The 13,361-nt window shown below is 59.5% G+C and carries 8 protein-coding genes and 1 pseudogene; 7 read left to right on the forward strand and 2 right to left on the reverse strand.

Annotated elements, in window-relative coordinates; translation table 11 throughout:
• Window position 1 precedes the first annotated feature (1 nt).
• Window positions 2-1,558 (reverse strand): galactarate dehydratase, encoded by a 1,557-nt coding sequence (gene garD / locus V2S86_RS17670; protein WP_330763500.1) that lies wholly within the window; start codon window positions 1,556-1,558, stop codon window positions 2-4.
• A gap of 595 nt (window positions 1,559-2,153) precedes the next feature.
• On the opposite strand from garD, the gene V2S86_RS17675 reads away from it, so the two are divergent.
• The 6 genes and pseudogenes from V2S86_RS17675 to V2S86_RS17700 all read left to right on the forward strand — a co-directional run bounded on the left by V2S86_RS17675 (window position 2,154) and on the right by V2S86_RS17700 (window position 9,184).
• Window positions 2,154-3,500 (forward strand): MFS transporter, encoded by a 1,347-nt coding sequence (locus V2S86_RS17675; protein WP_330763501.1) that lies wholly within the window; start codon window positions 2,154-2,156, stop codon window positions 3,498-3,500.
• Window positions 3,501-3,510: 10 nt separating this feature from the next.
• Window positions 3,511-4,848, forward strand: a complete 1,338-nt coding sequence (locus V2S86_RS17680; protein WP_330763502.1) for an enolase C-terminal domain-like protein — start codon at window positions 3,511-3,513, stop codon at window positions 4,846-4,848.
• A gap of 21 nt (window positions 4,849-4,869) precedes the next feature.
• A complete protein-coding gene (gene gudD, locus V2S86_RS17685; protein WP_330763503.1) occupies window positions 4,870-6,210 on the forward strand; it encodes a glucarate dehydratase in 1,341 nt (446 codons plus the stop codon).
• A 43-nt stretch (window positions 6,211-6,253) separates the two neighbouring features.
• The gene (gene garL / locus V2S86_RS17690) at window positions 6,254-7,024 is read left to right on the forward strand and encodes a 2-dehydro-3-deoxyglucarate aldolase (protein WP_330763504.1); all 771 of its coding nucleotides are present in this window, start codon (window positions 6,254-6,256) and stop codon (window positions 7,022-7,024) included.
• A gap of 29 nt (window positions 7,025-7,053) precedes the next feature.
• Window positions 7,054-7,944: pseudogene (gene garR, locus V2S86_RS17695) on the forward strand (2-hydroxy-3-oxopropionate reductase); the annotation flags it as partial.
• Window positions 7,945-8,044: 100 nt separating this feature from the next.
• Window positions 8,045-9,184, forward strand: a complete 1,140-nt coding sequence (locus V2S86_RS17700) for a glycerate kinase (RefSeq protein WP_330763505.1) — start codon at window positions 8,045-8,047, stop codon at window positions 9,182-9,184.
• Window positions 9,185-9,213: 29 nt separating this feature from the next.
• On the opposite strand, the gene barA is transcribed toward V2S86_RS17700, so the two are convergent.
• Window positions 9,214-11,940 (reverse strand): two-component sensor histidine kinase BarA, encoded by a 2,727-nt coding sequence (gene barA / locus V2S86_RS17705; protein WP_330763506.1) that lies wholly within the window; start codon window positions 11,938-11,940, stop codon window positions 9,214-9,216.
• A gap of 67 nt (window positions 11,941-12,007) precedes the next feature.
• Between barA and rlmD the strand changes: the two genes are divergently transcribed.
• Complete coding sequence (rlmD, locus tag V2S86_RS17710; RefSeq protein ID WP_330763507.1) at window positions 12,008-13,357, forward strand: 23S rRNA (uracil(1939)-C(5))-methyltransferase RlmD; 1,350 nt, start codon at window positions 12,008-12,010, stop codon at window positions 13,355-13,357.
• Window positions 13,358-13,361: the final 4 nt, after the last annotated feature.

The raw sequence follows: 13,361 nt of genomic DNA on the forward strand, positions 1-13,361 counted from the left end.
TCTAGGTCACCGGTGCCGGATTAAATACCGCCAGCGCGTTATGCAGCCCCCATTGATCCGACCAGGTTTTCTTGCGCCCGCTGGCGATATCCAGAATCAGTTCAAACAGTTGCCAGCCCACCTGTTCAATAGTGGCTTCGCCGGTAGCGATAGTGCCGGCGTTGATGTCCATTAAATCGTACCAGCGATCCGCCAGCGCGCTGCGGGTCGCCATTTTAATCACCGGCACGGCGGTCAGGCCGTAGGGCGTACCGCGTCCGGTGGTGAAGACCTGGATAGTGATGCCGGAGGCCAACTGCTGGGTGCCGCAGACAAAGTCGCTGGCGGGCGTGGCGGCGTAGATCAGGCCGCGCTTGGTGGGGCGCTGGCCGGGGGACAGTACCTCTACAATAGCGCTGGTACCTGATTTGGCGATCGACCCCAATGCTTTTTCCACCACGTTGGCCAACCCGCCTTTTTTATTGCCCGGAGACGGATTGGCGCTGCGATCGCTTTGCCCGGCCTCGAGATAGGCATCGTACCAGGCCATCTCCTCCAGCAAGCGCTTGCCAACCTGTTCATCCGCCACTCTCGGCGTCAGCAGATGCACCGCATCGCGCACTTCAGTGACTTCAGAGAACATCACCGTCGCGCCGCAACGTACCAGCAGATCGGAAGCGAAACCTACCGCCGGGTTGGCCGTCACGCCGGAAAACGCATCGCTGCCGCCGCACTGCATGCCGACCACCAATTCTGAGGCTGCGCAGCTTTCGCGCTGGCGGCGATTCAGGCGTTGAAGGTGGCGCTCGGCGAGCGTCAGGATGTCGTCAACCATCGATCTGAAACCCCGATGCTTTTCGTCTTGCAAACGGACAATCTGGCCCTCGTCGAGCGAGATCGCCTGCACGTCCGGTGTGCCCTGCAACAGGCGCTCCGGCTGCAGTTTTTCACAGCCCAGGCCGACCACCATCACCTCGCCGCCAAAATTGGGATTCAGCGCCAGATTGTGGATAGTGCGGATCGGCACCACCGCCGCCGGTGCGTTGATCGCCACGCCGCAACCGTAAAGATGGTTGAGGCCGACCACGCCATCCACATTGGGGTAGCGCGGCAGCAGATCGCGTTCAATGATTTTCACCACGTAGTCAACCACGCCGGCGACACACTGCACGCTGGTGGTAATGCCGAGCAAGTTTTTGGTGCCGACGCTGCCGTCGGCGTTGCGGTAGCCCTCGAAGCGGTAACCCTCGAGTGGCGGTAGCGGGGCGGGAACCTTATTGGCCAGTGGCAGGCGCTGCAGCTCGGGGGCCTCCGGCAGCGATACCAGCGATTCGTCGATCCAGCAGCCGCGCAAAATGGCACGTTGCGCATGACCGATGATCTCGCCGTAGCGGACAATCTCGCCGCCGGCGGCAATGTTTTTCAGCGCTACCTTGTGCCCCTGCGGTACATGTTCCAGCAATTGCAGCCCGCAGGGAAATAATGCGCCTTTCGGCAAGCCGCGATCGTTTACCACGATGGCGACATTATCCGAGTCGTGAACCTTAATATAAAGCGGCCTCTCGTTTATATCGGACATGCTTATTATCCTGAGTCGATTTATTTTGGGTAGGCTGTAGGTAATAACCGGCACGGTTGCTCATTAAACAGTATATGTGCGGTACGGCCGAGGGGCATTATGCAAATGACCGGGATTAGCGGGCATTCGGCATGGATTCTTTGGCATCGGACCAGTCTGCTGTGAGGCGGCTCACGGATACCCCTTCACTTCCAGGCGGCGGCCGGGTTGCAGATTGAACGCCAGAGGGCAGGAAAGCTTCATGGGCGGCGTTTCGTGAGCCAGTCGCCACTGCATTGGGCAAATGCCATAAATTACCCGCGATATCCCCGTAATCCTTGTTGTATTGCCTGATGAGATATGAATTTACGGCGCATATACTTTTCTGCGTAGTGAAATTCATTGGATTTAAATATTGTCGCTGGCGTATTAACCGCACCGCTCATTGTTGGCGCAATCTAATTTAATCGATTTCGTTCTGAGATATTTACATGCCCGTTGTATTTCAATTGCATGAAATGTGCGAATGGCCGATTGGCGGCCACTTGAAATCCATAGGGGATATATCTGTGGTTCAGGATGAATATAGCAAGCCGCTATCATTCAGGAGAACACAATGTCTACCATCAGCTCCGCAACGAGTTCGATTAAAAGAACCCATGCGCGTTACTGGATCGTGGTGATGCTGTTTATCGTTACCTCGTTCAACTACGGCGATCGCGCCACCCTGTCGATCGCCGGCTCGTCGATGGCCAAGGATATCGGTCTGGATCCCGTTGGGATGGGCTATATCTTCTCGGCTTTCTCATGGGCTTACGTCATCGGCCAGATCCCCGGCGGCTGGTTGCTCGACCGCTTCGGATCGAAGCGCGTCTATTTCTGGAGCATCTTCATTTGGTCGCTGTTCACCCTGTTGCAGGGATTCGTGGATATCTTCAGCGGCTTTGGCATCGTGGTGGCGCTGTTCGCCCTGCGTTTCCTGGTAGGGCTGGCGGAAGCGCCGTCCTTCCCCGGCAACAGCCGCATTGTAGCCGCCTGGTTTCCGGCGCACGAGCGCGGTACGGCGGTGTCGATCTTTAACTCGGCGCAATATTTCGCCACGGTGATCTTCGCGCCGATCATGGGTTGGCTGACCCACGCTGTGGGCTGGTCGCACGTGTTCTTCTTTATGGGCGGGCTTGGCATCGTGCTCAGCTTTATCTGGCTGAAAGTGCTCCATAATCCCAAAGAGCATCCCGGCGTAAACCAGGCCGAGCTGGACTATATCGAGGCCGGCGGCGCGCTGATCAACATGGATCAACCGCGGTCGCAGCAGGTGAAGGCGAAGGGCGAGAAGTGGCACCAGATCAAACAGCTGTTGCAGTCGCGCATGATGGTCGGGGTGTATATCGGCCAATACTGCATTAACGCACTGACCTATTTTTTCATCACCTGGTTCCCGGTCTATCTGGTGCAGGCGCGCGGCATGTCGATCCTTAAGGCCGGGATGGTGGCTTCGGTGCCGGCCATCTGCGGTTTTGTCGGCGGCGTGCTCGGCGGCGTGATCTCCGATTACCTGATGCGCCGCACGCAGTCACTGACCTTCGCCCGCAAGGCACCGATTGTGCTGGGGATGCTGCTGTCGATGTCGATGGTGTTTTGCAACTACGTCGACACCGAATGGATGGTGGTCGGCATCATGGCGCTGGCGTTCTTCGGCAAAGGGGTGGGGGCGCTCGGCTGGGCGGTTATGGCGGATACCGCGCCAAAAGAGATCAGTGGCCTGAGCGGCGGGCTGTTCAATATGTTCGGCAACGTCTCCGGCATCGTCACGCCGATCGCTATCGGCTACATCATCGGCACCACGGGATCCTTTAACGGTGCGCTGGTGTATGTCGGTATCCACGCCCTGCTGGCGGTGGCGAGCTACCTGTTCATTGTCGGCGAAATCAAACGCATCGAATTGAAACCCTTGCACGGGTGAGGAAATGAGCATGAGCAACACGCAAAGCACGCCGGTGATCACCGAAATGCGCGTGATCCCGGTGGCCGGGTACGACAGCATGCTGCTGAATATCGGTGGCGCGCACGGAGCCTGTTTCACCCGCAACATCGTGGTGCTGACCGACAGCGCAGGCCATACCGGCGTAGGGGAGGCACCGGGCGGCGAAGTGATTTATCGCACGCTGATGGGGGTTATTCCCCGGGTCATCGGCCAGCAGGTTGCGCGCATGAACCGGTTGATACACGACATTCACAGCGGCAATCAGGAAGCCGATTTTAACGCCTTCGGCCAGGGGGCCTGGACCTTTGAACTGCGGGTGAACGCGGTGGCGGCTTTGGAGGCCGCGCTGCTCGATCTGCTCGGCCAGTTCCTCGGCGTGCCGGTGGCGGAGTTGCTCGGCCCCGGCAAGCAGCGTGACGAGGTGGCGGTGCTTGGTTACCTGTTTTATATCGGCGACGCCGGGAAAACGGATTTGCCCTATCAACCCGCTCAACGCGGCCGGCACCCCTGGTACCAACTGCGACATCAGCAGGCAATGGATACGCCGGCGATCGTCGAACTGGCCGCGGCAGCCAGGGATCGTTACGGTTTCCGGGATTTCAAGCTGAAAGGCGGCGTGTTGCCGGGCGAACGGGAAATTGACGCGGTGTGCGCCCTGGCGAAGCATTTCCCGGATGCCCGCATTACCGTTGATCCCAATGGCGCCTGGCTGCTCGACGAGGCTATCGCCTTGTGCAAGGGCATGCAGGGCATTCTGAGCTATGCCGAGGATCCTTGCGGTGCCGAACAGGGGTTCTCCGGTCGTGAAGTGATGGCGGAGTTCCGCCGCGCCACCGGCTTGCCGGTCGCCACTAACATGATCGCCACCAACTGGCGCGAGATGTGCCATGCGGTGATGCTGCAAGCGGTGGATATTCCCCTGGCGGATCCGCATTTCTGGACCCTGCACGGCGCGGTGCGGGTAGCCCAGCTGTGCAACGATTGGGGGCTGACCTGGGGCTGCCATTCCAATAATCACTTCGATATTTCGCTGGCGATGTTTACCCATGTCGGCGCCGCCGCACCCGGTAATCCCACCGCCATCGACACCCATTGGATCTGGCAGGAAGGCCAGCACCTGACGAAAAACCCGCTGCAGATCGTCAACGGCCGCATTGCCGTGCCGGATCGACCGGGGCTGGGGGTTGATCTGGATTGGGCCGCGCTGGAACAGGCGCATCGGTTGCACCAGCAACTTCCGTCAGGCGCTCGCAACGACGCGGTTGCCATGCAGTACCTGGTTCCGGGCTGGCAGTTCGATGCCAAACGCCCGGCCTTTGGCCGCTGATTTTTCTTAAAGGATAACCTTATGATTTCACTCAGTACCGCAGCCAAAATAACCGCCATGCAGATCGTGCCGGTCGCCGGCCATGACAGCATGCTGCTAAACCTGAGCGGCGCTCATGCGCCATTTTTTACGCGTAACATCGTGATCCTGCAGGATAATGCCGGCCACACCGGCGTGGGCGAAGTGCCGGGTGGCGAGAAAATCCGCCACACGCTGGAAGAGGCCCGGTCGTTGGTGGTGGGCAAAACCTTGGGGGAATACAAAAACGTGATGGCGGCGGTACGCAGCCGCTTTGCCGAGCGTGATGCCGGTGGGCGTGGTCTGCAAACCTTCGATCTGCGTACCACCATTCACGTGGTGACCGGCATTGAGGCGGCGATGCTGGATTTGCTCGGGCAGTTTCTCGACGTGCCGGTAGCGGCGCTGCTCGGGGACGGCCAGCAGCGCGACTCGGTGGAAATGCTCGGCTATCTGTTCTACCTCGGTGATCGCAACAAGACGCCGCTGGCATATCGCAGCCAACCGGATGAGCGCTGCGACTGGTACCGACTGCGGCATGAAGAGGCGCTGACGCCGGCGAGTGTGGTGCGGCTGGCAGAGGCGGCCTATGAAAAATACGGTTTCAACGATTTCAAGCTCAAGGGCGGGGTGCTGGCCGGGGAAGAAGAAGCCGAGGCGGCGACCGCGCTGGCCGAGCGTTTTCCGCAGGCGCGCATTACCCTTGATCCCAACGGTGCCTGGTCGCTGGACGAAGCGGTTTCCCTTGGCAGGCAGCTGCGCAACGTGCTGGCTTATGCAGAAGATCCCTGCGGCGCCGAGCAAGGGTTCTCCGGCCGCGAGGTGATGGCGGAGTTTCGCCGCGCCACCGGCTTGCCGACCGCCACCAACATGATCGCGACCGACTGGCGGCAGATGGGCCATACGCTGCAATTGCAGTCGGTGGACATTCCGCTGGCGGACCCGCATTTTTGGACGATGCAAGGCTCGGTGAGGGTGGCGCAAATGTGCCACGAGTTCGGGCTGACCTGGGGTTCTCACTCCAATAATCACTTTGATATTTCGCTGGCGATGTTTACTCATGTCGCCGCCGCCGCGCCGGGCAAAATCACCGCTATCGATACCCATTGGATCTGGCAGGAGGGCGATCAGCGCCTGACCCGCGAACCCTTGCAGATTGTCGGCGGCCGCATTGAGGTGCCGAAGAAACCGGGGCTGGGCATAGAACTGGATCGCGATCGGTTGATGAAGGCCCATGAGCTGTACAAGGCCAACGGATTGGGCGCCCGAGACGATGCTCAGGGCATGCAATATCTGGTGCCGGGCTGGGTCTTTGATCCCAAGCGCCCATGCCTGGTGCGTTAAGGCCCCGGTGCATAACATTTCAATCTTAACCCAAGGAAACGCCATGAAGACTAGCCTTCTCCCCAACCGCTTCCGCCAGTCCCTGTTGCAGGGCGAAACCCTGATTGGCTGCTGGTCGGCGCTGGGCAACCCGATATCTACCGAGGTACTGGGGCTGGCCGGTTTCGACTGGCTGGTGCTGGACGGCGAGCATGCGCCTAACGACATCACCACTTTCGTGCCGCAACTGATGGCGTTGAAAGACAGCGACAGCGCGGCGGTGGTGCGGCCGCCGTGCAACGAACCGGTGATTATCAAGCGCCTGCTGGATATCGGTTTTTACAACTTCTTGATCCCCTTTGTGGAAAACGCGGAACAGGCGCGGCTGGCGGTAGCTTCCACCCGTTATCCGCCGGCGGGCATTCGCGGCGTGTCGGTCTCTCATCGCAGCAACGGTTACGGCACGGTGGCGGATTATTTCACCACCATCAACGACAACATCAGCGTACTGGTCCAGATAGAAAACCAGGCCGGGGTGGATAACCTGAATGAGATTGCCGCCGTGGACGGCGTTGACGGCATCTTTGTCGGGCCAAGCGATTTATCGGCGGCACTCGGCTACCTCGGCCAGCCCAATCACCCGCAGGTGCAGGCGGCGATCCGCCATATCTTTGAATGCGCCAAGGCGCACGGCAAACCGAGCGGCATACTGGCGCCGGCGGAGGCCGATGCGCGCCGATACCTGGAATGGGGGGCCACGTTTGTCGCTGTTGGGAGCGATCTTGGGGTGTTCCGCGCGGCCACCCAAGCGCTGTGCGATCGGTTTAAAAAGTAACGTTCTGCTTTCCACTTTGCAAAGAGGTTAACCGCATGAAAATTGGATTTATTGGCTTGGGTATCATGGGCAAACCCATGAGTAAAAATTTGCTGAAAGCCGGTTATTCGCTGGTGGTGCTCAATCATCATCCCCAGACCACCGCCGAGCTGGTTGCGTTGGGCGCCACCGCCGCCGAGACGCCGAAAGCGGTGGCTGAGCAAAGCGATATCCTGATCACCATGCTGCCGAATTCGCCGCAGGTGCAAGAGGTTGCATTGGGCAAGGACGGCATTATCGAAGGCGCCAGACCGGGCAGCGTGCTTGTCGACATGAGCTCGATTGCGCCGCTTGCCAGCCGTGAAATCAGCGCCGCGCTGGCGGAAAAACAGATTGCCATGCTGGACGCGCCGGTCAGCGGCGGCGAGCCGAAGGCCATCGACGCGACCTTGTCGGTCATGGTCGGCGGCGACAAGGCGGTATTTGAGCGCTGCCTGCCGGTCATGAAGGCGATGGCCGGTTCGGTCGTGCACACCGGGGAAATCGGGGCCGGGAATGTCACCAAGCTGGCGAATCAGGTGATTGTGGCGCTGAACATCGCCGCGATGTCCGAAGCCCTGGTGCTGGCAACCAAGGCGGGCGTCAACCCGGATCTGGTCTATCAGGCCATTCGCGGCGGGCTGGCCGGCAGCACGGTGCTGGACGCCAAAGCGCCGATGGTGATGGATCGCAATTTTAAGCCGGGCTTTCGCATTGAGCTGCATATCAAGGATTTGGCCAACGCGCTGGATACCTCGCACGGCGTCGGCGCACCGTTGCCGCTCACCGCCGCAGTAATGGAAATGATGCAGGCGCTGCGGGCCGACGGGCTGGGGGCGGCGGATCACAGTGCGCTGGCCTGCTATTATGAGAAATTAGCCAAGGCGGAAGTGAGCCGATAGGGGCCGTCTGGTCAGGTGAGCAGGCTCAGCCTCTGCCGAGGGTGCCGATGCGCCGGTTGGCGAATCAAAGGACGAGTGCAGTCGAGGAAACGGACCGTATATGAAAATAGTGATCGCGCCGGACTCATACAAAGAAAGTCTGTCGGCACTGGAAGTGGCGACCCAGATTGAAGCGGGCTTTCGCGAGATATTTCCTGATGCCGAGTACATCAAACTGCCGGTAGCCGACGGTGGGGAAGGTACGGTGGAGGCGATGGTTGCCGCTACCGGCGGGCGTAAAGTGGATGTCGACGTCACCGGGCCGCTGGGCGTAAAAGTGCAGGCCTTTTTCGGCCTGTCCGGCGATGGGCAAAGCGCCTTTATCGAGATGGCCGCCGCCAGCGGATTGGAGTTGGTGCCGGGGCGGCAGCGCAACCCGCTGAACACCACCTCTTATGGTACCGGCGAACTGATCCGTTCGGCGCTGGATCACGGCGTAAAACATTGCATTATCGGCATCGGCGGCAGTGCCACCAACGACGGCGGCGCCGGCATGGTACAGGCGCTGGGGGCGAGGTTGCTGGATAAAAACGGCGACGACATTGGCTTTGGCGGTGCGCAGTTGGAACGCCTCGTCGCGATCGACGTCAGCGGGCTGGATGCGCGCATTGCCCAGTGCAAATTCGAGGTCGCTTGTGACGTCACTAACCCGTTAACCGGCAAAGAGGGCGCCTCGGCGATTTTCGGCCCGCAGAAAGGGGCGACGCCGCAGATGGTGGCGCAACTTGATCGCTGTCTGCTGCACTATGCGCAGGTGATCGCACAGGATATGGCGATTGAGGTGGGCGGGGTGCCCGGTGCGGGTGCGGCCGGCGGTATGGGGGCGGCGCTGTTGGCGTTCTGCCATGCCGATCTGCGTCAGGGGATTGAGATCGTCACCGAAGCGTTGGGGCTGGACGCATTGGTGCGCGACGCAACGCTGGTGATCACCGGCGAAGGGCGCATCGACAGTCAGAGCATCAACGGCAAGGTGCCTATCGGCGTGGCGCGCGTCGCCAAACGCTACAACAAGCCGGTGATCGGCATCGCCGGCAGCCTGACGGCCGACGTCGGGGTGGTGCATCAGCACGGGTTGGATGCGGTGTTCAGCGTGCTGTACAGCATCTGCACGCTCGAGGAAGCGCTGGAGAATGCCGCCGACAACGTGCGCATGACCGCACGCAATATTGCGGCGACCATAAGGCTGTCGCAGCTGATATAGGCTCCGCCAATGCTGCTGAGGGGTAACCCTCAGCTTGTCGTTGGGCGATCGTTCTCCAGATGGCTGCGGGCCGCCTGGCTCACCAGCTCGATCTCATCCAGCAGTTCCAGCCATTCCGGCTCCAGCTCCTCGTTGCCGACGCCCTTGCGCAACTGCTGTTCAAGGTAGAAGCACAGCTGCTTCAGGCGCGGCACGCCACTGTAGCTGCAACTGCCGTGCAATTTATGGATCAAATCGAGAATGCTGTCGTCTGGGGTGCCGTCCAGTACCGCCTGCACCCGTTCGCTGACTTGCGGCAGGAAGTCGAGCAGCATCTGCAGCAGGTCGTGCGCCAAATCCTGTTTGTTCGCCGCCTGGCGCAGCGCCAGCGGCCAGTCTAACGACAGCAACGGCTCGGCGGCCGGTTCGCCGCTGTAATAACGGGCCAGCACGCGGGTCAGCATAGCTTCGTCAATCGGCTTGGCCAGATAATCGTCCATTCCCGCTTGCAGCAAATGCTCGCGCTCGCCGCTCACCGCATGGGCGGTAACCGCGACGATCGGCGTAGAGTTGTGGTGCGGCAGTTGGCGGATCAGTTCGCTGGTGCGGATACCGTCGATATTCGGCATTTGGATATCCATCAGGATCAGATCCAGCACGTTATCGCGCGCCAGCGCCAGCGCCTCTTCCCCGCTTTCGCACAGCAGGGTCTTTTCCACCTGCTCGGCCAACAGGGTGCCGATCAGCTTCAGGTTGGCCGGGTTGTCGTCGACCGCCATCACCGTCAGCGGCAGGCGTTTGCGTTCCGGCGCGGCGAGCAGGCGTTGCGGGGGTTCCATGCGCAGCAGCGGGAACAGGCGGTTGCTGGTGATCGGTTTGATCAGGCAGCCGATAGCGCCCTGTTGTTTAAGCTGTTCGGCGTTGATCTGCGACTGGCAGGGCAGCGCCAAAATCACCCGACCGGCGATATTCAGCGCCGCTTTCAGCTTGCTTTCGTGCTGTGCCAGGTTATCGCGGAACGGGATCGGGACTCCCACCAGCAGGAAGTCGTAATCCTTTTTCGGTAACTGGGCCAGCGTAGGCGAATGGGTGATCACCAGCGAGGTTACGCTCAGCATGTTGAGCGTGGCTTCCGCCGCCATCGGGTTGGCCTCGATATACCCCAGCGTCTTGCCGCGCAGGTCCGGCAGGCTTGACGGCAGCGACAGCATGCCTTCGTGCAACTCAAGCGTGATATGGAACCAGAAGGTCGAACCGCGGTTCAACTGGCTGTGGAAGCAGATATCGCCGCCCATCTCTTTCACCAGTTTTTGGGTGATCACCAACCCCAGACCGGTGCCGCCGTGGCGGCGCGAAATGCTGGCGTCCGCCTGACGGAACGCCTGGAACAACTGCGACTGCTGCCGTTCGGAGATGCCGATGCCAGTGTCATGGATTTGCACTTCAAGCTCGACCTGGCGATCTTGCAGGCCACGCAACTCGACGCGGATATCGATGTTGCCGGTTTCGGTAAATTTGATCGCGTTGCCCAGCAGATTGGTGATGATCTGTTGCAGCCGCAACGAGTCGCCGATCACTTGCTCCGGCACGTCGTTATGCACGTCCAGCGTCAGTTCCAGCCCTTTCTCGTGGGCGCTGGGCGCCAGCAACACAATCACTTCGTCCAGCGTTTCACGCAGCGAGAACGGAATGTGTTCCAGCACCAGCTTGCCGGCTTCCAGCTTGGAGAAGTCCAGCACGTCGTTGATGATGGTCAGCAGGTTGTTGGCCGAGCGTTCGATGGTTTGCAGATAATCGGTTTGGGTGACGCTCATCTCGGTTTTCAGCATCTGCCGCGTGAAGCCAATCACGCCGTTGAGCGGGGTGCGCAGCTCATGCGACATGTTCGCCAGAAACTCGGATTTGATGCGCGCCGCTTCCTGAGCGCGTTTTTTCGCCAGATCCAGTTCGACGTTCTGGATCTCCATCTGTTCCAGCGTTTCACGCAGGTCTGAGGTGGCCTGATCGATATTCTGTTGCATCTCTTCGTGATAGGCGGTCAACGACATCGCCATCGAGTTGATGCCGTTCTTCAACATATGCAATTCGCCGAGCATAAAGCCTTCGACGCGGCTGTCGAGCTGGCCGCGGCGAATGCGGTCGACGGTGTTCACCATGTTGCGGATCGGGCCGGTAACGTCGCGCATCAGACGGTAAGCGAACAGGATGGCGATGCACATGCACAGCAGCAACAGCAGGGTAGAGATAAACACCTCTTTATACTGCTGCAACCGTACCGACTGCAGATCCAGTTCGATCGCCACATAACCCAGATTATTGTCCTGCGGAACCGGGTCGGTGGCATTTTGATCCGGGTACTGGCTTTCCGACAGGATCGGCGTGCGCAGGATCAATGAGTTGCCGCGCCGCGTCAGCATCAGATCGGTGGGCATTGGCACACCTTTCGGCAGCTGCAATTGGGCAAAATTGTGATGATAATTGGAGGTGACAAACAGATTATTCTGCGCATCGAACACCGTAATTGAACGCACAATATCTGAATGACGGCGGTGCAACAGGCTGACCAACTGCCTGACCGACTCGCGGCTGCGGAATGTCATACCATACTCGCTGGCCACCGCCAGGGGTTCGATAATGCTGGCACCGGCATCAACCAACTGTTCTTGCAGCTCATTGTAACGGTGCACCACGAAGAAGGTGCTAAGCAGCAGACCAATCAACAGCGTTGGGGCCAGAATCAGGATCATCATGCGCGCACGCAAGCTGTATTTGGTCATGGGATTCCAATGTGGGAGAATTGCCGGACACTCTCTACTTTAATGAACCAGCACTCAATCGACAAATATGGCGCAATTCTACTCTCCCAAACGCCGCGTGACGACCCGGCAAAGCCTACAAATATTCACCGTAACGGTGAGCGATCTCGATCCCTTTGGCCAGGGCGTGGCGCGCCACAACGGCAAAGCGGTGTTTGTGCCGGGAGTGTTGCCGGGCGAGCAGGCGGAAATCCAGCTGACGGAAGAAAAAAGCAAGTTTGCCAAAGGCCGGTTGAAACGCCTGTTGAGCCGCAGCCCGCAACGTGTAGAGCCGCGTTGCCCGCACTTTGGCGTTTGCGGCGGTTGCCAGCAGCAGCACGCGGATGAAAGCCTGCAACAGCAGAGCAAATCTGCCGCACTGGTGCGCATGATCGCCCGTGAAACCGGCATTACGCCACAGCAGGAGCCGGTGATCGCCGGCCCGCAATACGGATACCGTCGCCGCGCCCGTCTGGGGCTGATGTGGCAACCCAAACAGCAACAACTGGTGATGGGGTTTCGCCAGGCGGCTTCCAGCGATCTGGTGCCGGTGACGCAGTGCCCGGTCCTTCATCCCGAGCTGGAACATTTGCTGACGCCGCTGCGCGCCTGTCTTAACGGGCTGCACGCCGCCCGGCGTCTGGGGCATGCGGAGCTTGTACAGGCGGATAATGGCCCGTTGCTGGTTTTACGGCATCTGGACGCGTTGAAAGATGACGATCGCCTGGCATTGCAGGCCTTTGCGCAGCAAAAAAACGTAACTATTTATTTGGCGCCGGACAGCGACAGGGTCGAAAAACTGTGCGGCGAAACGCCGTATTATCAGGTCGACGGGCTACGCTTAGACTTCAGCCCGCGCGACTTTATACAGGTCAATGACACAGTAAATCAGCAAATGGTGGCGCAGGCCCTTGAATGGCTCAACATTCAGCCCAATGATCGGGTATTGGATCTGTTCTGCGGCATGGGCAATTTTACCCTGCCGCTGGCGCGACGTGCCGCTGCGGTGGTGGGGATAGAAGGTGTTGCCACGCTGGTAGCGAATGGGCAATATAATGCACATAAGAATAAACTGAATAATGCCGCCTTCTTCCATGAAAATCTGGAAGACGACGTTGAGCGGCAACCTTGGGCAGCACAAGGATTTGATAAAGTGATGCTGGACCCTGCCCGTGCGGGTGCGGCCGGCGTGATGTCACATATTGTAAAACTGGCGCCAGAGCGGGTGGTTTACGTTTCTTGTAACCCCACCACGCTGGCACGCGACAGCAAAATATTGCTGGATGCCGGTTATCGTCTTGCACGTGTGCGGATGTTGGATATGTTTCCGCATACGGGGCATCTTGAGTCAATGGCGCTGTTTATTAAAGACAACACGCCTGGGGTCGCTGCAAAGTAGGGAG

Source organism: Serratia sp. C2(1), assembly GCF_036352655.1.
Classification (GTDB): domain Bacteria; phylum Pseudomonadota; class Gammaproteobacteria; order Enterobacterales; family Enterobacteriaceae; genus Serratia; species Serratia inhibens.

Coding starts and splice junctions, on each gene's coding strand:
- garD (WP_330763500.1), bottom strand. CDS start 1,558: ATGTCCGATATAAACGAGAGGCCGCTTTATATTAAGGTTCACGACTCG.
- V2S86_RS17675 (WP_330763501.1), top strand. CDS start 2,154: ATGTCTACCATCAGCTCCGCAACGAGTTCGATTAAAAGAACCCATGCG.
- V2S86_RS17680 (WP_330763502.1), top strand. CDS start 3,511: ATGAGCAACACGCAAAGCACGCCGGTGATCACCGAAATGCGCGTGATC.
- gudD (WP_330763503.1), top strand. CDS start 4,870: ATGATTTCACTCAGTACCGCAGCCAAAATAACCGCCATGCAGATCGTG.
- garL (WP_330763504.1), top strand. CDS start 6,254: ATGAAGACTAGCCTTCTCCCCAACCGCTTCCGCCAGTCCCTGTTGCAG.
- V2S86_RS17700 (WP_330763505.1), top strand. CDS start 8,045: ATGAAAATAGTGATCGCGCCGGACTCATACAAAGAAAGTCTGTCGGCA.
- barA (WP_330763506.1), bottom strand. CDS start 11,940: ATGACCAAATACAGCTTGCGTGCGCGCATGATGATCCTGATTCTGGCC.
- rlmD (WP_330763507.1), top strand. CDS start 12,008: ATGGCGCAATTCTACTCTCCCAAACGCCGCGTGACGACCCGGCAAAGC.